The organism is Paraburkholderia sp. BL21I4N1 (assembly GCF_002973525.1).
Taxonomy (GTDB): domain Bacteria; phylum Pseudomonadota; class Gammaproteobacteria; order Burkholderiales; family Burkholderiaceae; genus Paraburkholderia.
Genome location: NZ_PVEN01000004.1, coordinates 262,644 through 281,834, shown reverse-complemented (window position 1 = coordinate 281,834; position 19,191 = coordinate 262,644). Strand labels below are relative to the sequence as shown.

Sequence of the window (19,191 nt, the reverse complement as noted above, 5' to 3'; positions counted from 1 at the left end):
CGAATCGCCCGACGTGCGAATTTTTCGATGAAACCGACCCGTCCCTTTCACCAGACGCCCGTCATTACGATCGACGGCCCGAGTGCCTCCGGCAAAGGCACCGTGGCCGCGCTGGTTGCCGCGAGCCTCGGCTTTCACCTGCTGGATAGCGGCGCGCTGTACCGGCTCGCCGCGTTGGCAAGCTGCCGCTACAACGTCGCCGCCGACGACGCCGATGCGTTGGTCAAACTGATCGACGAGCTGCACATTACGTTTCGCGAGGGGCTGGCGCAGCTCGACGGCGTCGACGTGTCCGCCGACATTCGCGCCGAGGAAGTCGGCAGCCGCGCGTCCGCGATCGCCGTGCACGCTCCCGTGCGAGCCGCGCTGGTAGCGCGTCAGCGGGCGTTTCGCAAGGAGCCGGGGCTGGTGGCCGACGGCCGGGATATGGGCACCGTGATCTTCCAGGATGCCGTGCTGAAAGTGTTCATGACGGCCAGTGTCGAGGCCCGCGCGGCCCGCCGGCATAAGCAATTGATCCAAAAAGGTTTTTCTGCTAATATAGATGACTTGCTCCGGGATTTGCGTGAGCGCGACGAGCGTGACAGTCAGCGCGCGGCCGCGCCGCTCAAGCCCGCAGCGGATGCAAAGCTGCTTGATACCTCGGCATTGTCGATCGACCAGGCGGTTGAGCACGTGGTGCAGTGGTATGAAGCTTTAGTCCCGCACGCCTAACAGAAGTACGCGTTCTGTCGGCGGTGGGCGCAGTAGAAAGTCCGTTGTCAGTAGCTGCTTCGCGATCGTTGTGAAGCGTTGTATTAACCCCTTAACCCCGCGTGGCATTCGCACTTTTTTACCGATGCTGACCATCCGGCCAGCCGGGCACCGCGAGAACCATGCAAATTTTGATTTTTATGTCCGACCTGCAAACCTCTACCCCGAATACCGAATCTTTTGCGGCTCTGTTCGAAGAGTCGCTGACCAAGCAAGACATGCGTGCCGGCGAAGTGATCTCCGCCGAAGTCGTGCGTGTTGACCACAACTTCGTGGTCGTCAACGCTGGTCTCAAGTCCGAAGCCTACATCCCGCTCGAAGAGTTCCTGAACGACGCGGGCGAGGTAGAAGTGCAGGCGGGCGACTTCGTTTCCGTCGCGATCGACGCGCTGGAAAACGGCTACGGCGACACGATCCTGTCGCGCGACAAGGCGAAGCGTCTGGCTTCGTGGCTGTCGCTGGAAAAGGCTCTCGACAACAACGAACTCGTGACCGGCACGATCACGGGCAAGGTCAAGGGCGGCATGACCGTGATGGTCAACGGCATCCGCGCGTTCCTGCCGGGTTCGCTGGTCGACACGCGTCCGGTCAAGGACACGACCCCGTACGAAGGCAAGACGCTGGAATTCCGCGTCATCAAGCTGGACCGCAAGCGTAACAACGTGGTGCTGTCGCGCCGCGCCGTGATCGAAGCGACCCAAGGCGAAGAGCGCGCAAAGCTGCTCGAAACGCTGAAGGAAGGCGCGATCGTGGAAGGCGTGGTGAAGAACATCACGGACTACGGCGCATTCGTGGACCTCGGCGGTATCGACGGCCTGCTGCACATCACCGACATCGCATGGCGTCGTGTGCGTCACCCGAGCGAAGTGCTGTCGGTTGGCCAGGAAGTCACCGCGAAGATCCTCAAGTTCGACCAAGAGAAGAACCGCGTTTCGCTGGGTATCAAGCAACTGGGCGACGATCCGTGGGAAGGCATCTCGCGCCGTTACCCGTCGGGCACGCGCCTGTTCGGTAAGGTCACCAACATCACCGACTACGGCGCATTCGTCGAAGTCGAATCGGGCATCGAAGGCTTGGTTCACGTGTCGGAAATGGACTGGACGAACAAGAACGTTGCACCGTCGAAGGTTGTGCAGCTGGGCGACGAAGTCGAAGTCATGGTTCTCGAAATCGACGAAGACCGCCGCCGTATCAGCCTCGGCATGAAGCAATGCAAGCCGAACCCGTGGGACGACTTCAGCCGCAACTTCAAGAAGGGCGACAAGCTGCAAGGCGCAATCAAGTCGATCACCGACTTCGGCGTCTTCATCGGTCTGCCGGGCGGCATCGACGGTCTGGTTCACCTATCGGACCTGTCGTGGTCGGAAACGGGCGAAGAAGCCGTTCGCAAGTACAAGAAGGGCGACGAAGTGGAAGCGATCGTTCTCGGCATCGACGTCGAGAAGGAACGCATTTCGCTGGGTATCAAGCAACTCGAAGGCGACCCGTTCAGCAACTTCGTTGCAATGAACGACAAGGGTTCGATCGTCGACGGCGTGGTCAAGACGGTGGACGCGAAGGGTGCGGTGGTTCAGTTGTCGGCGGAAGTCGAAGGCTACCTGCGCGCTTCGGAAATCGCACAAGACCGCGTGGAAGATGCTCGCAACGTGCTGAAGGACGGCGACAAGGTCAACGCGATGATCATCAACATCGATCGCAAGTCGCGTGGTATCAACCTGTCGATCAAGGCCAAGGATTCGGCTGAGCAACAGGAAGCGATCCGCGGCCTGGCTTCGTCGGACTCGAGCACCGCTGCAACCGGCACGACGAACCTCGGCGCGCTGCTGAAAGCCAAGCTCGACGGCCAGAACCAGTAAGCCTGAGAGGTCTGCTGCAGTATGACCAAATCGGAATTGGTCGCCCAGCTGGCTACGCGATTTCCGCAGCTTGTTCTTAAAGATGCGGATTTCGCGGTGAAGACGATGCTTGATGCGATGTCGGAGGCACTTGCCAACGGTCATCGCATCGAAATTCGTGGCTTCGGCAGCTTCGGCCTCAACCGTCGTCCCTCCCGCGTCGGGCGTAATCCGAAGTCGGGCGAGAAGGTGTTGGTACCTGAGAAGTACGTACCGCACTTCAAGCCGGGCAAGGAGTTGCGCGAACGGGTAGATCGTCGCGCGGGCGAGCCGCTGAAGGCCGAAGAGCCGGATGACGACCTGTAAGTGCTCCGCTGTGTGGTTTGCAGCGTGGCATTGGTAACGTCAGCGGCCAAAGCCAGTCGGCAAAAGACCAGAAAAAGCGCCTTCGGGTGCTTTTTTTTCGCCCATACCTTTCGCGTGTACCTTTTTTTGTCTGCATTTTTCGCGTGAATTGACCGAGGCGCTGCTCAGCGTGCCCGCCGTCTCGATTCAGCAATGAATCTCGCCGCCAACCCGCTTTCACCCAGTTCCTGCCCAGCCACGAGGGCTTCAATTACAATACGGGTCACTTCGGCGCGGGCAACACCGTGGCGCGACGCGTCATCAAGCCGGCGTCACCCCGCAACTGCCGTCAAGAGACCTTATTCATGAAATTTATCGTCTGGCTGATCCGTGTACTGGTGTTCGTGCTGCTGCTGGTGCTGGCGCTCTCCAATACGCAAACTGCTACGCTGAATTTCCTCGCGGGCTACGCATGGTCGGCGCCGTTGATCCTGATCGGCCTCGCGTTCTTTGTCGTGGGGCTGCTGGCCGGGCTGGTGTCGTCCATGCCGGCCATGGTGCGCCTGCGCATGGAAAACGGCCGGCTCAAGCGCGAGTTGCGAGTGGCACGCGAAACCCCCGTGGTGGTCGAACAACCGCCCATGCCACCGCTGATCTGACATTTCCTTAGCCGCGCGTCGTCAGCGCGGCTTTCCGTTTCCGCTTTCCCGCTCATTTGCATCAATCGCATGGATCTAGACTTCTGGTGGCTGCTGGTCATACCCGTCGCGTTCGCGTTCGGCTGGATGGCCGCGCGCTACGACCTCAAGACGCTGCTGTCCGAAAGCGCCAACCTGCCGCGTTCGTATTTCCGTGGACTGAATTTCCTACTCAACGAGCAGCCCGACCAGGCGATCGATGCGTTCATCGAAGTCGTCAAGCTCGACCCGGAAACCATCGAACTGCACTTCGCTCTAGGCAATCTGTTCCGGCGCCGCGGCGAAACGGACCGCGCAATCCGCGTGCATCAGAACCTGCTGAGCCGCGCCGATCTGCCCGTCACCGAGCGCGATCACGCTCTTTATGAGTTGGGGCAGGACTTTTTGAAAGCCGGTCTGCTCGACCGTGCGGAGGAAACCTTCCGTTCGCTCGAAACCGGCGACTACGCGCTCGGCGCACAACGCGCGCTGCTGACCATCTACGAAATCGAGAAGGACTGGGTCAAGTCGATCGACACCGCTCGCCATCTCGAAACAATGGGCGCCGAATCGCTCGACAAGGAAATCGCGCAGTTCCATTGCGAACTCGCGCAGGAAGCGCTGCAGCAGAAAAACCCGGACGAAGCACGACGTCAACTCGGCTACGCGCTGAAGGCGAACCCGACCAACGTGCGCGCCACGATCCTGTTCGGCGACGTCGACGCCGCCGGCGGCGCGCAGGAAGCGGCGATCGCGCAATGGCGGCGCGTCGAGGAGCAGAATCCGGCGTACCTACCGCTGGTCGCGGAAAAGCTGATGAAAGCCTACGAGGCGCTCGGTCGCCCGCAGGACGGCGCGGATCTGCTGACCACCTGGGTCGACCGCTATCCGACCAACGACCTGCTCGACGTTGCCTATCAGCACGTCGCGTCACTGCGTGGGCCCGACGCGGCGCACGCGCTGGCGCGCTCGCAGATGCAGAAGTCGCCGAATCTGGCCGGCATGACGCGTCTGCTCGAAGCGCAGGAAGCCCTCGCGGAAGAGCCGCGGCGCAGCGAGCTGGAATTGATGCGCACGCTGATCCGCCAGCGCACCAAAAATCTGCCGCGGTATACGTGCCAGAATTGTGGCTTCAGGGCGCGGCTTTTCTACTGGCAGTGCCCGGGTTGCAGCGGTTGGGAAACCTATGCGCCGCGTCGCGTCGAACCGATCACCGCGTCGAACTGACGCCATGGCGGCCGCGTCGGCCATTAATCGGACCGTCGCGCACCCGCCGCATCAGGCGCGGGGCGCCAGCGTCCACGCGAGCGGCTATCGCAGCAATGTGTTCATGACCGGCTTCATCGCCGGGAATCATCACCGGAACCCTCTACCGGAAAGCGTATGAAAATCACCATTATCGGCACGGGCTATGTGGGCCTCGTCACTGGCGCGTGCCTCGCCGAAATCGGCCACGACGTATTCTGTCTCGACGTCGATCCGCGCAAGATCGAGATCCTCAACAACGGCGGCGTGCCGATTCACGAGCCGGGCTTGCTGGAAATCATCAACCGCACGCGCGCGGCGCGCCGCATTACGTTTTCGACCGATATCGAAGCGAGCGTGGCGCACGGCGAGGTGCAGTTCATCGCCGTCGGCACGCCGCCCGACGAAGACGGCTCGGCCGATCTGCAATACGTGCTCGAAGCGGCTCGCAACATCGGCCGCACGATGACCGGCTTCAAGGTGATCGTCGACAAATCGACGGTCCCGGTCGGTACGGCGCAGCGCGTGCGCGCGGTGGTCGAAGAAGAGCTGGCCAAACGCGGTCTCGCCGATAGCGAGCAGCACCGCTTCTCGGTGGTGTCGAATCCCGAGTTCCTGAAGGAAGGCGCAGCGGTCGACGACTTCATGCGTCCCGATCGCATCGTGCTCGGCCACGACGAAGATGAGTCCGGCATGCGCGCCCGCGAACTGATGAAGCGCCTGTACGCGCCGTTCAACCGCAATCACGAACGCACGCTGTACATGGACGTGCGCTCGGCCGAATTCACCAAATACGCTGCCAACGCCATGCTCGCCACGCGCATCTCGTTCATGAACGAAATGTCGAATCTGGCGGACCGCGTCGGCGCCGATATCGAAGCGGTGCGTCGCGGCATCGGCTCGGACCCGCGGATCGGTTATCACTTCCTGTATGCCGGTTGCGGCTACGGCGGCTCGTGCTTCCCGAAAGACGTGCAGGCGCTGATCCGCACGGCGAGCGAAAGCGGTCATCCGCTGCGCATTCTCGAAGCGGTCGAAGACGTCAACCACCACCAGAAAGACGTGCTGGTGAACAAGATCGCGGCGAAGCTCGGCGACGATCTGAACGGCCGCACGTTCGCCGTCTGGGGTCTCGCGTTCAAGCCGAATACCGACGACATGCGCGAGGCACCGAGCCGTCGCGTGATCGCCGAACTGCTGGCGCGCGGCGCGCAGGTGCGCGCGTACGATCCGGTGGCGGTGGCCGAAGCGCGTCGCGTTTTCGCGCTCGATCTGCACGACGCGCCGGAGCAACTCGCGCGTCTGACCTTCACCGGGACGCAGGACGAAACGCTCACCGGCGCCGACGCGCTCGTGATCGTCACCGAATGGAAGGAATTCAAGAGCCCGGATTTCCTGCATCTGAAATCCGTGCTGAAGTCGCCGCTGATTTTCGACGGCCGCAACCTGTACGAACCGGACGCGATGACCGAGATCGGCATCGACTATCACTCGATTGGACGCCCTTATGCCCAACCCTCTGAACTTCCGGCCGATGTCTGAGACCTTGCCCGGAGCCGCGGCATCCACGCCGGCGCCGGCCCTCATCGCGGTGCCGCGCCAGCAGCTCGCCGCCGCGCGCGTGCTGGTGGTCGGCGACGTGATGCTCGACCGTTACTGGTTCGGCGATGTGAACCGCATTTCGCCGGAAGCGCCGGTGCCGGTCGTGCACGTGCAGCGCCAGGAAGACCGTCTGGGCGGCGCGGCGAACGTCGCGCGCAATGCGGTTGCGCTCGGCGCGCAGGCCGGTTTGCTGTGTGTGGTCGGTCACGACGAACCCGGCGAGCGCATCGTGCAATTGCTCGGCGAAAGCGGCGTGACGCCGCACCTCGAACGCGATCCGGCGTTGCTCACCACGATCAAGTTGCGCGTGCTGTCGCGCCAGCAGCAGTTGCTGCGCGTCGACTTCGAGAACTCGCCGGCGCATGAAGTCCTGCTCGCGGGCCTCGCGCGTTTCGACGAACTGCTGCCGTCGCACGACGTGATCCTGATGTCCGATTACGCGAAGGGCGGCCTGACCCACGTCACGCAAATGATCGCCAAGGCGCACGCGGCCGGCAAGGCGGTGCTGGTCGACCCGAAGGGCGACGACTGGGAGCGCTATCGCGGCGCCACGCTGATCACGCCGAATCGCGCCGAGTTGCGCGAGGTGGTCGGTCAGTGGAAATCCGAAGAAGACCTGCTCGCGCGTGTCACGAAGTTGCGCACCGATCTGCAGTTCAAGGCCCTGCTGCTGACGCGTTCGGAAGAGGGCATGACGCTCTTCTCCGACGACGGCATCCTGCACGCCTCGGCGGATGCACGTGAAGTGTATGATGTCTCGGGTGCCGGCGACACCGTGATCGCGACGCTCGCCGCCATGCTGGGCGCGGGTCTCACGCTGATCGACGCGGTCGGCCTCGCGAATCGCGCGGCCGGTATCGTGGTCGGTAAACTCGGCACGGCCACCGTCAATTACGACGAACTCTTTCATTGACGCAGGCCCGCCGGATCTCTCGTCACGCGCGCCTTGACGGCACGGCACGGGGATTCGCGGGGCGTCGGCTGAAACTCATTACCGCAGGATCATCATGACTGTCATCGTCACCGGCGCGGCCGGCTTTATCGGCAGCAATCTCGTGAAGGCGCTCAACGAGCGCGGCGAACAACGCATCATCGCCGTGGACAACCTCACGCGCGCCGACAAGTTCAAGAACCTGGTCGACTGCGAAATCGACGACTACCTCGACAAAACCGAATTCGTCGAACGCTTCAGGCGCGGCGACTTCGGCAAGGTGCGCGCGATTTTCCACGAAGGCGCCTGCTCGGACACGATGGAAACCGACGGCCGCTACATGATGGACAACAACTTCCGCTACAGCCGAGACGTACTCGATGTTTGCCTCGCGCAGAACATCCAGTTTCTGTACGCGTCGTCGGCGGCTACGTACGGTGGTTCGAGCCGTTTCGTCGAAGAGCGCGAAGTCGAGCAGCCGCTGAACGTGTACGGCTATTCGAAGTTCCTGTTCGACCAGGTGATTCGCCGCGTGCTGCCCACCGCGAAGAGCCAGATTGCCGGCTTCCGTTACTTCAACGTTTATGGGCCGCGAGAAACGCATAAGGGGCGCATGGCGTCGGTGGCGTTTCACAACTTCAACCAGTTCCGCGCCGAAGGCAAGGTCAAGCTGTTCGGCGAATACAACGGCTACGCCGCGGGCGAGCAGACACGCGATTTCGTCTCGATCGAAGACGTGGTGAAGGTCAACCTGTTCTTCTTCGATAATCCGGACAAGTCGGGCATCTTCAATCTGGGCAGCGGGCGCGCGCAACCGTTCAACGACATCGCGAGCACCGTGGTCAACACGTTGCGTGGGCTGAACAATGAACCGGCGTTGTCGCTCGCGGATCAGGTGCAGCGCGGGCTGATCGAATACATTCCGTTCCCCGACGCGCTGCGCGGCAAGTATCAGTGCTTCACGCAGGCTGACCAGAGCAAGCTGCGCGCGGCCGGCTACGACGCGCCGTTCCTGAGCGTGCAGGAAGGTGTCGACCGCTACGTCCATTGGCTATTCGGCCAGGTTTAATTAGTCCGGACACCTCTGTAAAGTGGAATCTCCCGGTTGGTGATGGTCGCCAACCGGTTGTACGAGGGAGATTCCATATGTTTCGAAAAATTCTGGTTACCGCGGCGATGCTCGCCGCTTTCGGCCACGCGTACGCGGCGGTCGACGTCAACACGGCGAACGAAGACGCGCTGCGCGGCATCAAGGGCATCGGTCCTGCCAAAGCGAAAGCCATTCTCGAAGAGCGTACAGCGCATGGTCCGTTCAAGGACCCGTCGGATCTCGGCAAGCGCGTCAAAGGCATGGGCGGGCATACCGTCGAGCGCCTGCAGGCGGAGGGTCTCGCTGTCGGTCCGGCTGGCGCGGCTCCTAACACGCAAGCTGCGGCGTCTGCATCGAACAAGGCCGCGGCCACTCCGGCCAACGCACCCAAAGCCAATACCACCGTGGCGGTAAAGAAATAGCCTGACGCGGGCCGCGTTCGTGGCGTGTGTCGTCGCGCGCGCGGCTCGCTCGTGTCGTACCCCTTCTCGTCCCCGGAGTTGTTCAGCACACTCCTTCAGCTGTCATGCAGATGACTGGCTCCCGCGGCGCTACGTCGCGGGCTTTTTGCGTGGTTCGCACCATGCGCGCTGGATGATGCGCGCGCCTGCATCCATGCGGGCAGAAGGGCCGCACGGCAACCGCGGGCACGGTGGTTTAGAATCGACAGATTGAAGACTCCCCGCAGCGACGGCACCAGAAACGATATGGCTTACAAAACGATTGAAGACACGATCGGCAATACGCCGCTCGTGCAACTCGTCCGGCTTCCAGACGACGAGATTCGCAGCCGCAATAACGTGATCCTTGCGAAGCTCGAGGGCAATAATCCGGCGGGGTCGGTGAAGGACCGTCCGGCGCTGTCGATGATCAAGAAAGCGGAAGCGCGCGGCCGCATCAAGCCGGGCGACACGCTGATCGAATCGACCAGCGGCAACACCGGCATTGCGCTGGCCATGGCGGCCGCGATCCGCGGCTACAAGATGGTGCTGATCATGCCGGAAGATCTGTCGATCGAGCGGCGTCAGAGCATGGCTGCATACGGCGCCCAGATCATCCTGACGCCGGTTACCGGCGGCATGGAGTACGCCCGCGATCTCGCCGAGCAGATGCAGCGCGAAGGCAAGGGCATCATCCTCGATCAGTTCGCAAATCCGGACAATCCGGCGGCGCACGTCGAAGGCACGGGTCCGGAAATCTGGCGCGATACCGAGGGGCGCATTACGCACTTCGTGTCGTCCATGGGTACAACCGGCACGATCATGGGTGTGTCCACGTATCTGAAGCAACAGAATCAGGCAATCGAGATCGTCGGTGCGCAGCCCGAAGAGGGCTCGCGTATTCCAGGCATCCGTAAATGGCCGGAAGCCTATCTGCCAAAGATTTTCGATCGCAGCCGCGTGGACCGCGTCGAGAACGTGAGCCAGGCCGCGGCTGAGGCAACGGTGCGCCGCATGGCGTCGGTGGAAGGCATCTTTGCCGGCATCTCGTCGGGCGGCGCGTGCGAGGTGGCGTTGCGCGTTGCGCGTCAGGTCGAGAACGCAACGATCGTGTTCATCGTCTGCGATCGCGGCGACCGGTATCTGTCGACGGGTGTGTTTCCCGCCTGAGTACGCGGCTTCGTGAACAAATGCAAAAGCGCCGGTCCTTTCAACCAGGACCGGCGCTTTTTTATGCACGATGCAATACGTCGCGAACCGTTGCGAACCAGTAGCCGGTTCGCGTCGCCGATAGCGGATTTACTGCGAAGCCGCCACCGGCGGCGTTGCGTTCTTGGCGGCGCTTGCCGCGTCGCTCGCTTCCATCTGCGCCTTGACGCGTTGGCCCAACTGATAAACCGCGAGCGCATAAAAGAAGCTGCGGTTATAGCGCGTCAGCACGTAGAAGTTCTTCAGGCCCAGCATGTACTCGGTGCCGCGTCCCGGCGACGGCAGGTCCACCACCGTGACCGGCGTGCCGGCTTCGGCCGCGACGTCCACGTCCGGTTCGTTCAGCAGCAGCCCGGCACGCAGTAACTGGTCGAGCGGCCAATGCGGTTCCGGCTTGCCGTCGGCGGCGGCTTGCGCGACGCCCAGGCTGCCGGCGTCCGAGCCGATCTTCCACACCACCGGCCGGCCGTTTTCCCAGCCGTTCTGACGCAGATAGTTCGCCACGCTGCCAATCGCATCCGCCTGGTTGGTGCGCAGGTCGATCTGCTTGTTGCCGTCGTAGCTCACCGCGTATTGAACGATGCTGCTCGGCAGAAACTGCGGAATGCCGATCGCGCCGGTGTACGAGCCGAGCACCGTGGTCGGGTCGATCTGCGAATCGCGGGTCCACACCAGGTAGTCTTCGAGATTCTTGCGGAAGGTCGCCTGGCGATCCTCGCGATTGGCGGTGCTCGGGTAGTCGAAGCTGAGCGTGGTCAGCGCGTCGAGCACGCGGAAGTTGCCCATGAAGCGACCGTAAATCGTCTCCACGCCGATAATGCCAACGACCACTTCCGGCGGCACGCCGAACTCCTCGTATGCGCGTTGCAGCGTGGCCTGGTTGGCGCGCCAGAAGCGCACGCCGGCGTTGATGCGGATCTGGTCGAGAAAACGCGACTGATACACGCGCCAGTTCTTGATGGACGGCGAGGGCGACGGCGTCACCAGCTTGACCGCGGTCGCCGAATAGCTGACGTGCGAAAACAGCGCGTGCAGCGCGTCCGGGTCGAAGTCGTAGCGCGCCACCATGTCGTTGATGAACGTGTCCACTGCGGCGTTGTTCGCGTAGCGCTGCGGGACGATTTCTTCCTCGAAGGTTTGTCCTTGCGGCACGGCGGACTGCGGTTGACTTTGCGCGATCTGCACCGGCGCTTTCCTGGCGGTGCTTTGCGCTTGCGCGGGGTGAGTTGCCATGAACATGCACGATGCGACGGATAGTGCGGCGACTACCGTTTGGGTGCGTAGCCGGTTTCGTGCAGACAGAGCAAGCTTGACGGTCATAGTGAGCTGAAGGCGCGGTGCGCAAGAGACAGGGGAAAACGGTTCGGGGCAGTATACCCGACGCCTTCCGCAAAACTGTGGTGGATACGTCGTACGCGCGTCGTGTGGTAACTTGATAAATGTTGGCGCGCCGAGGGCGCGCGCCCTGGATGGAGACACGCCGCGCGCGCATCACGGTGCCGCGCCGCAGAAGAGAATCATGGCAACAGGTTTTTACTCCCACGCCGACTGTCTGTTGCACGATATGGGGCAATGGCATCCCGAATGCCCCGCGCGTCTGCAGGCAATCGAAGATCAAATGATCGCGAGCCGCATCGACTCGCTGATCGAGCGCGAGTCGCCGCCGCTCGCCGACGAAGCCGCGCTGCTGCGCGTGCATACGCAAGCTCACGTCGATTACATTCGCAGCCGTTCGCCCGCCGAAGGCCTCGCCGAAATCGACCCCGATACGTCGATGAACCCGCACACCTGGCAAGCCGCGTTGCGCGCGGCGGGCGCGGCGGTGGCCGCGACGGACGCGGTGATCGAAGGCCGTTACGACAACGCGTTCTGCAGCGTGCGCCCGCCGGGCCACCATGCGGAGCCGGCGCGCGCAATGGGCTTCTGCTTCTTCAACAACGTCGCGATCGCCGCGCGCCATGCGCTCGAGGTGCACGGTCTGGAGCGCGTCGCGATTATCGATTTCGACGTGCATCACGGCAACGGCACCGAAGCGGCTTTCTCCGGCGATTCACGGGTGTTGATGTGCAGCATCTTCCAGCATCCGTTCTATCCGTTCACCGGCGCGGACAACCAGGCGTCGAACATGTGCAACGTGCCGATGGCGGCGCGTTCGAAAGGCATGGAAGTGCGCGAGGTGGTGGACATGATGTGGCTGCCGCGTCTGCATGAATTCAAGCCGGAGATGATTTTCATCTCCGCCGGTTTCGACGCGCATCGTGAGGACGATCTGGGCAACATGGGCCTCGTCGAAGACGACTACGCGTGGATCACCGACCAGATGCGCGAGATCGCGAAGCGTTATGCGCGTGGGCGCATCGTCAGTTGTCTCGAGGGCGGTTATAACCTGTCCGCGCTCGGGCGTAGCGTGGTGGCGCATGTGCGTGCGCTGGCCGGGATTTGACGCGCGGAACCTGACGCCGAACCACCGTGTGGCGTGCTGCCGCTAACGCGCCGTGCCATCAACGCGCGGCTTGCATGAATTCAAACTCAACGAGGACCGGGCCATGAACGCCGACGTGCGCAACGCTTCATTAGTCGAGATCGAACACGGCGCGTATGGCGTGCCGGGTGTCGTGCGGGTGACGATGAACCGGCCCGACGCGTTCAACGCGCTCTCCGAAGCATTGCTCGACGCGTTGCAGACGGCGCTGACCGGCATCGCGCAGTCGTCGGCGGCGCGCGTGGTCGTGATCGCGGGTGCGGGCCGCGCATTCTGCGCCGGTCACGATCTGAAGGAGATGCGCGCGGCGCCGTCGTTGGCGTATTACCAGACGCTATTCGCCCGCTGCACGAAACTGATGATGACGATCCAGCGTATGCCGCAACCGGTGATAGCGCGGGTGCAGGGCATTGCCACGGCGGCCGGGTGTCAACTGGTCGCGATGTGCGATCTCGCCGTCGCGGCCGAGACGGCGCGCTTCGCGGTGTCGGGCGTGAATCTGGGACTGTTCTGCGCGACGCCGTCGGTGCCGTTGTCGCGTAATCTGTCGCGCAAGGCGGCGTTGGAGATGTTGCTGACCGGCGATTTCATCGACGCCGCCGAAGCGAAGCAGCAGGGTCTGGTGAACCGCGTGGCGCCGGCGGATGCGTTGGATGCGGAAATCGCTCGGCTCGCCACCAGCATCTGCGCGAAACCGGTTGAAGCGGTCAGCGCGGGCAAGGGGCTTTTTTATCGTCAGCTTGAGATGGGTATCGAGGCGGCGTATCAGCTCGCCGGCCAGACGATGGCCTGCAACATGATGGATGACTCGGCGCTCGAGGGCGTGCAGGCGTTCATCGAGAAGCGGCCGCCGGATTGGAAGCGCTAGGCGCGCGTGGCGGGGTGTTCGGCGTCGTGCCGCGTCGTGCCGCGAACTCGCCCAGCCGCTCTCGCTCAACCCCTCGCTACAACGCGTTTCTCAATCCACTCGATCAACGCCCCAATCACCCGATCACGATCCAGATCGTTCATCGTCTCGTGATAGCTGCCTTCGTGCAGCGTGAGCGTTTTATCCGGAGAGCCCGCGAACTGACCGAAGGCGCGACTACCGTCGGGCTCGGTGAGCTTGTCGGCGGTACCGTGATACACCAGCAGCGGCAAACGCAAACCCGCGCGGCCGGTTTCGATCCGCGCCATCGCCAGCAACAACTCCGCACCGGTGCGCGCCGGGATCGCGCCGTGATGCACGAGCGGATCGTTACGATTGGCGTTCACGACCGGTTCGAGCCGCGACAACAACGCGGCGTCGATTTTCATCGCCGGGAAGCTCGGCCATAGACGGCTGATTACCTGGCTCAGCTTGAGCATCCAGCGCGGTACGTCACGACCGGGCGCCAGCGCCGGGCTCGACAGAATCAGCCCGTTCAACCGCCGACCGCTCGCGCCGAGCCGCTCGATCGCGTACAGCGCGGCGACCGCGCCACCCATGCTGTGTCCCATCAGAAAGAGCGGCGCGCAACTTTGCGCCGCCGCGTCGAGCAACGCCTGGGCGTCGAGCAGATAGTCGTCGAAGCGGTTCACGTAAGCGCGCTTGCCGGGCGCTTCGCCGTGACCGCGCAGATCGATCGCGACCAGTTCGATGCCGGCCGCATTCAATCGTGCAGCCAGCGCGGCATAACGCCCGGCGTGCTCGGCGAGACCGTGCAGCAGCGCCACCGTCGCGCGTAGTGGCGCAGTCGCTGGCCAGCGGTAGAGCGGCAACGTCACGCCGTCGGCGGTCGTGACCGACCCGCGCTGCGCCGTGCCGCTGGTCCGCGCGCCGTCGCTGGGCCGCACCTTGCCGCTTTGGGATATCTCCATGGCCGTCGTCTTATCCTGATTTTGTTCCGCCCGATCATAGTCGCTGCCACGCGACGCACGCGAGCATCGCGTACCGGGCAGGCCTCTAATGCTCTCAGGTTATAAAAAGCGCGCAATTGATTATTAAAGGGAATGACGTCGCTGCGGTAGAATTGCCGCCTCAAATCCCAATAAAAGCAACGGCGGCCGCTTGTCCGGAGCACACAACGCTCGCAGACAAACTCCGCCGTTTCGTTTTTCCATGATCGAAATACGCAATATCTCCCAGCGCTTCGCCGGACCCCGGGGCTGGGTCGAGGCGCTGCACAACGTCAACCTGTCGATTCCGGCGGGTGAAGTGTTCGGCATCATCGGCCGTAGCGGGGCGGGCAAGAGCACGCTCGTCCGTACGCTCAACCTGCTGACCCGCCCGTCCGAAGGCAATATCGTCGTCAACGGCCGCGATTTGACCACGCTGCCCGCCGCCCAACTGCGCGAAGCGCGCCGCGAAATCGGCATGATCTTCCAGCACTTCAACCTGCTGTCGTCGCGCACCGTGTACGAGAACGTCGCGCTGCCGCTCGAACTCGCCGGCATGAAGCGCGCCGAGATCGAAGCGAACGTGCTGCCGCTGCTCGACCTGGTCGGCCTGTCGGCGCAGAAAGACCGCTATCCGGCGCAGATCAGCGGCGGCCAGAAGCAGCGCGTCGGCATCGCGCGTGCGCTGGCGAGCAAGCCGAAAGTGCTGCTCTCCGACGAAGCGACCTCCGCGCTCGACCCCGAAACGACCCGCGCGATTCTCGATCTGCTCAAACGCATCAATCGCGAACTGAACCTGACGATCGTGCTGATCACCCACCAGATGGACGTGATCAAGCAGGTCTGCGACCGCGTCGCGGTGCTGGACGCGGGCCGTGTGGTCGAAGAGGGCAAGGTGATCGACGTGTTCCTGCAACCGCATCACGAAGTCACGCGCGCCTTGATCGGCGACGTGATCGCGCAGGAACTGCCGCCCGCCATGAAAGCGCGCGTCGCCGAACGCCTGAAGACCGGCAGCGGCCATTTGCTGCGTCTGGCCTTCACCGGGTCGGGTGTCGACCAGCCGATCCTGTCGGAGACGATTCGCCGCTACGAGCTCGACTTCAACATCCTGCACGGCCAGATCGACGAAATCCAGGGGCAGGCGTTCGGCTCGCTCGCGGTGCTCGCGGGCGGCGAACCTACGAAGGTGGCGCAGGCGCTGACGTATCTGCGTGAACAGGGTGTGGTGGTGGAGGAGCTTTCGTATGTTGAGTGAAATGTTCGATATGTTCGTCCAGTCGTTCTGGGAAACGCTCGTGATGGTGGGCATTTCCGGACTGGTCGGCGCGGCGGTGGGTTTGCCGCTCGGCGTGTTGCTGTACCTGACCGATCGTCAGGGTGTGTTGCAGAACATCGCGGTGAATCGCGTGATGGGCGTGATCGTCAATGCGGTGCGTTCGACGCCGTTCATCATCCTGCTGGTCGCGGTGATTCCGTTCACGCGCCTGATCGTCGGTTCGTCGATCGGCACGGCCGCCGCCGTGGTGCCGCTAACGATCGCCGCCGCGCCGTTCATCGCGCGTCTGGTGGAAACCGCGCTGCGCGAGGTCGACCGCGGGCTGATCGAAGCCGCGCAAGCCATGGGCGCGACCACCAGCCAGATCGTCTTCAAGGTGCTGCTGCCGGAATCGCTGCCGGGCGTGGTGGCCGGGCTGACGATCACGTTCGTCTCGCTGGTCGGCTATTCGGCGATGGCCGGCGCGATCGGCGGCGGCGGTCTCGGCGATCTGGGCATTCGTTACGGGTATCAGCGGTTTCTGCCGGAAGTCATGTTGACGGTCGTGGTGATCCTGATCGTCTTCGTGCAACTGGTGCAGTCGTTCGGGGATTGGCTCGTGCGTCGTTTGAGCCATAAATAACAACAGCATCATCAGGTTTGGAAAGGTCCATCATGCAACGTCGTTTGATTCTCAAGCTCGCCGCCCTGCTCGGCGCCGCGTCGCTGTTCGCCGCCAGTGCGGCTCACGCCGAAGACTCGATCAAGGTCGGCGTCACCGGCGGCCCGCACGCGCAGATCATGGAAGTCGTGAAGACGGTCGCCGCAAAGAACGGTCTGAACATCAAGATCATCGAATTCGCCGACTACGTGCAGCCTAACGCGGCGCTCGCCGCCGGCGATCTGGACGCGAACAGCTACCAGCACGACCCGTACTTGCAGGCGCAGGTGAGGGACCGCGGCTATAAGCTGATCCGTATCGCCGATACCGTCACCTACCCGATGGGTATCTATTCGAAGAAAGTGAAGACGCTCGCCGAGTTGCAGCCCGGCGCGAAGATCGCCGTGCCGAACGATCCGACCAACGGCGGCCGGGCGCTGTTGTTGCTGCAGAAGCAAGGTTTGCTGAAACTGCGCGCCGATGCCGGCCTGAAGGCGACGCCGCTCGACATCGTCGACAATCCGCGCAAGCTGAAGATCGTCGAACTCGATGCCGCGCAGATTCCGCGTTCGCTCAACGACGTGGACGCCGCTGCGATCAACACCAACTTCGCGATGGAAGCCGGTCTGAACCCCAAAAAGGACGCGATCGCCGCGGAAGATCCGAAGGGTCCGTATGTGAACATCATCGCGATCCGCGCGGAAGACAAGGACAAGCCGTGGGTCGCCAAGCTGATCGCCGCGTACCATTCGCCGGAAGTGAAGCAGTTCGTGGCGACAAAATTTGGCGGGTCGGTAATCACCGCGTGGTGATCCGGCATCCCTCATACGGAGTAGCGCAAACGTAGTAAGACAAGACGGCAATGCAAAATTAGAGTCGTGAATCGGGACCCGGGGTTGTCACCCGGGTTTTTTCGAGATTAAAATAGAACGATCGTTCGTTATTGCCGTCACGCCGCTGAGGAGCGATATCCTCCTGCTAGAGCGCCCGCGACGCGGCTGCCGCAAGGGCAGTCGCTATAATGTTCGCTGGGTTGACGTATTCGTAACTTTGGAGCGTGTGCATGAAAATCCTGGTGCCAGTGAAGAGAGTGGTCGATTACAACGTGAAAGTTCGAGTCAAATCGGACGGCACGGGTGTCGACATCGCGAACGTGAAGATGTCGATGAATCCGTTCGACGAAATCGCGGTTGAAGAAGCCGTGCGTCTGCGCGAAGCGGGCGTGGCGACCGAAGTGATCGCCGTGTCGGCGGGCGTGACGCAATCGCAGGAAACGCTGCGCACCGCGCTGGCGATCGGCGCGGATCGCGCGATCCTGATCGAGTCGACTGAAGAACTGCAGCCGCTGGCGGTCGCCAAGCTGCTGAAGGCGCTGGTCGACAAGGAACAGCCGCAGTTGGTCATCCTCGGCAAACAGGCTATCGACGACGATTCGAACCAGACCGGCCAGATGCTGGCTGCGCTGGCGAATCTGCCGCAAGCAACGTTCGCGTCGAAGGTGGTGGTGGCCGACGGTAAAGCGACGGTGTCGCGCGAAGTGGATGGCGGCGCGGAAACGCTGTCGCTGACGCTGCCGGCCGTGATCACCACCGACCTGCGCCTGAACGAGCCGCGCTACGTGACGCTGCCGAACATCATGAAGGCGAAGAAAAAGCCGCTGGAAACGATCAAGCCGGAAGACCTCGGCGTTGACGTGTCGCCGCGCCTGAAGACGCTGAAAGTCGTCGAGCCGCCCAAGCGTTCCGCCGGTGTGAAGGTGCCGGACGTGAAGACGCTGGTCGAGAAGCTGAAGACTGAAGCCAAGGTGCTTTAAGAGAAACGCGGAGACAGACGAAATGACGAATCTGGTTATTGCAGAACACGACGGCGCGTCGATTAAAGCCGCGACGTTGAACACGATTGCCGCCGCGCAGAAGATCGGCGGCGATATTCACGTGCTGGTGGCGGGTCACAATGCGCAAGGCGCGGCGGATGCAGCGGCGAAGATCGCCGGCGTCAGCAAGGTGCTGCTCGCCGACGCACCGCAACTCGAGGCAGGTCTCGCGGAAAACGTCGAAGCGACGGTGCTGACCATCGCGAAGAACTACACGCACATTCTGGCACCGGCCACCGCGTACGGCAAAAACGTCGCGCCGCGTATCGCCGCGAAGCTCGACGTCGCGCAGATCAGCGACATCACCGCAGTAGATAGCGCCGACACGTTCGAGCGTCCGATCTACGCCGGCAACGCGATCGCCACGGTGCAATCGGCCGACCCGATCAAGGTCATCACGGTGCGCTCGACCGGTTTCGATCCGGTCGCAGCCGAAGGCGGCAGCGCAGCGGTCGAGAAGATCGACGCAGCGGCAGACAGCGGCGTCTCGCAGTTCGTGAGCCGCGAAGTGACGAAGCTGGACCGTCCTGAACTGACGTCGGCGAAGATCATCGTCTCGGGTGGCCGGGGTCTCGGCAACGGCGAGAACTACACCAAGGTGCTGGAACCGCTGGCCGACAAGTTGAACGCAGCGCTCGGCGCCTCGCGCGCAGCGGTCGACGCGGGCTTCGTGCCGAACGACTATCAGGTCGGCCAGACCGGCAAGATCGTCGCGCCGCAACTGTATGTGGCAGTCGGCATCTCGGGTGCGATCCAGCATCTGGCCGGTATGAAAGACTCGAAGGTGATCGTCGCGATCAATAAAGATCCGGAAGCGCCGATTTTCAGCGTCGCCGATTACGGTCTGGTGGGCGATCTGTTCACGGTCGTGCCGGAGTTCGTGAGCGAACTCGGTTAAACACCGCAGCGCCGTCTGAAGGCGTCTGGCAGCAA

General features: G+C 62.8%; 19 protein-coding genes. 17 read left to right on the top strand and 2 right to left on the bottom strand.

From position 1 onward, the window contains the following. Window positions 1-27 precede the first annotated feature (27 nt). The 10 genes from cmk to cysM all read left to right on the top strand — a co-directional run bounded on the left by cmk (window position 28) and on the right by cysM (window position 10,088). Window positions 28-714 (top strand): (d)CMP kinase, encoded by a 687-nt coding sequence (gene cmk, locus B0G83_RS13725; protein ID WP_105507941.1) that lies wholly within the window; start codon window positions 28-30, stop codon window positions 712-714. Between the two features lie 161 nt (window positions 715-875). Further along, complete coding sequence (gene rpsA, locus B0G83_RS13720) at window positions 876-2,609, top strand: 30S ribosomal protein S1 (RefSeq protein ID WP_105507940.1); 1,734 nt, start codon at window positions 876-878, stop codon at window positions 2,607-2,609. Window positions 2,610-2,630: 21 nt separating this feature from the next. Then, window positions 2,631-2,954 (top strand): integration host factor subunit beta, encoded by a 324-nt coding sequence (locus tag B0G83_RS13715; RefSeq protein WP_007180889.1) that lies wholly within the window; start codon window positions 2,631-2,633, stop codon window positions 2,952-2,954. A gap of 344 nt (window positions 2,955-3,298) precedes the next feature. Next, complete coding sequence (locus B0G83_RS13710) at window positions 3,299-3,592, top strand: lipopolysaccharide assembly LapA domain-containing protein (protein ID WP_035549363.1); 294 nt, start codon at window positions 3,299-3,301, stop codon at window positions 3,590-3,592. 69 nt (window positions 3,593-3,661) lie between these two features. Further along, the gene (gene lapB / locus B0G83_RS13705) at window positions 3,662-4,837 is read left to right on the top strand and encodes a lipopolysaccharide assembly protein LapB (RefSeq protein ID WP_105507939.1); all 1,176 of its coding nucleotides are present in this window, start codon (window positions 3,662-3,664) and stop codon (window positions 4,835-4,837) included. Between the two features lie 156 nt (window positions 4,838-4,993). Further along, window positions 4,994-6,397: a UDP-glucose/GDP-mannose dehydrogenase family protein gene (locus B0G83_RS13700; RefSeq protein WP_105507938.1), complete on the top strand. Its 1,404-nt coding sequence runs from the start codon at window positions 4,994-4,996 to the stop codon at window positions 6,395-6,397. Then, a complete protein-coding gene (gene rfaE1 / locus B0G83_RS13695; RefSeq protein WP_105507937.1) occupies window positions 6,363-7,370 on the top strand; it encodes a D-glycero-beta-D-manno-heptose-7-phosphate kinase in 1,008 nt (335 codons plus the stop codon). The genes B0G83_RS13700 and rfaE1 overlap by 35 nt, the downstream gene beginning before the upstream one ends. A 94-nt stretch (window positions 7,371-7,464) precedes the next feature. Continuing rightward, window positions 7,465-8,457 carry an ADP-glyceromanno-heptose 6-epimerase gene (gene rfaD / locus B0G83_RS13690; protein ID WP_105507936.1) on the top strand — a complete coding sequence of 331 codons (993 nt, stop codon included), beginning with the start codon at window positions 7,465-7,467 and terminating at the stop codon, window positions 8,455-8,457. A gap of 77 nt (window positions 8,458-8,534) precedes the next feature. Next, on the top strand, window positions 8,535-8,900 hold the full coding sequence (locus B0G83_RS13685; RefSeq protein ID WP_105507935.1) for a helix-hairpin-helix domain-containing protein: 366 nt from the start codon (window positions 8,535-8,537) through the stop codon (window positions 8,898-8,900). A 285-nt stretch (window positions 8,901-9,185) separates the two neighbouring features. Further along, window positions 9,186-10,088 (top strand): cysteine synthase CysM, encoded by a 903-nt coding sequence (gene cysM, locus B0G83_RS13680; RefSeq protein WP_105507934.1) that lies wholly within the window; start codon window positions 9,186-9,188, stop codon window positions 10,086-10,088. A gap of 129 nt (window positions 10,089-10,217) precedes the next feature. Here cysM and mltB read toward each other — a convergent pair whose 3' ends face one another. Further along, a complete protein-coding gene (mltB, locus tag B0G83_RS13675) occupies window positions 10,218-11,366 on the bottom strand; it encodes a lytic murein transglycosylase B (protein ID WP_105507933.1) in 1,149 nt (382 codons plus the stop codon). A gap of 280 nt (window positions 11,367-11,646) precedes the next feature. On the opposite strand from mltB, the gene B0G83_RS13670 reads away from it, so the two are divergent. Both B0G83_RS13670 and B0G83_RS13665 read left to right on the top strand, forming a co-directional pair. After that, window positions 11,647-12,570: a histone deacetylase family protein gene (locus tag B0G83_RS13670; protein ID WP_105507932.1), complete on the top strand. Its 924-nt coding sequence runs from the start codon at window positions 11,647-11,649 to the stop codon at window positions 12,568-12,570. A gap of 103 nt (window positions 12,571-12,673) precedes the next feature. Then, window positions 12,674-13,477 (top strand): enoyl-CoA hydratase, encoded by an 804-nt coding sequence (locus tag B0G83_RS13665; protein ID WP_105507931.1) that lies wholly within the window; start codon window positions 12,674-12,676, stop codon window positions 13,475-13,477. Window positions 13,478-13,542: 65 nt separating this feature from the next. Here the strand turns inward: B0G83_RS13665 and B0G83_RS13660 are convergent, their stop codons facing one another. After that, the gene (locus B0G83_RS13660) at window positions 13,543-14,448 is read right to left on the bottom strand and encodes an alpha/beta hydrolase (RefSeq protein ID WP_105507930.1); all 906 of its coding nucleotides are present in this window, start codon (window positions 14,446-14,448) and stop codon (window positions 13,543-13,545) included. Between the two features lie 241 nt (window positions 14,449-14,689). On the opposite strand from B0G83_RS13660, the gene B0G83_RS13655 reads away from it, so the two are divergent. The 5 genes from B0G83_RS13655 (at window position 14,690) to B0G83_RS13635 (ending at window position 19,156) form a co-directional block, all read left to right on the top strand. After that, window positions 14,690-15,724 carry a methionine ABC transporter ATP-binding protein gene (locus B0G83_RS13655; protein ID WP_105507929.1) on the top strand — a complete coding sequence of 345 codons (1,035 nt, stop codon included), beginning with the start codon at window positions 14,690-14,692 and terminating at the stop codon, window positions 15,722-15,724. Continuing rightward, the gene (locus B0G83_RS13650) at window positions 15,714-16,367 is read left to right on the top strand and encodes a methionine ABC transporter permease (protein WP_105507928.1); all 654 of its coding nucleotides are present in this window, start codon (window positions 15,714-15,716) and stop codon (window positions 16,365-16,367) included. The genes B0G83_RS13655 and B0G83_RS13650 overlap by 11 nt, the downstream gene beginning before the upstream one ends. A gap of 32 nt (window positions 16,368-16,399) precedes the next feature. Then, a complete protein-coding gene (locus B0G83_RS13645; RefSeq protein WP_105507927.1) occupies window positions 16,400-17,197 on the top strand; it encodes a MetQ/NlpA family ABC transporter substrate-binding protein in 798 nt (265 codons plus the stop codon). Between the two features lie 251 nt (window positions 17,198-17,448). Further along, window positions 17,449-18,198, top strand: a complete 750-nt coding sequence (locus tag B0G83_RS13640; protein ID WP_105507926.1) for an electron transfer flavoprotein subunit beta/FixA family protein — start codon at window positions 17,449-17,451, stop codon at window positions 18,196-18,198. 22 nt (window positions 18,199-18,220) lie between these two features. Beyond that, on the top strand, window positions 18,221-19,156 hold the full coding sequence (locus tag B0G83_RS13635) for an electron transfer flavoprotein subunit alpha/FixB family protein (protein ID WP_105507925.1): 936 nt from the start codon (window positions 18,221-18,223) through the stop codon (window positions 19,154-19,156). Window positions 19,157-19,191 lie beyond the last annotated feature (35 nt).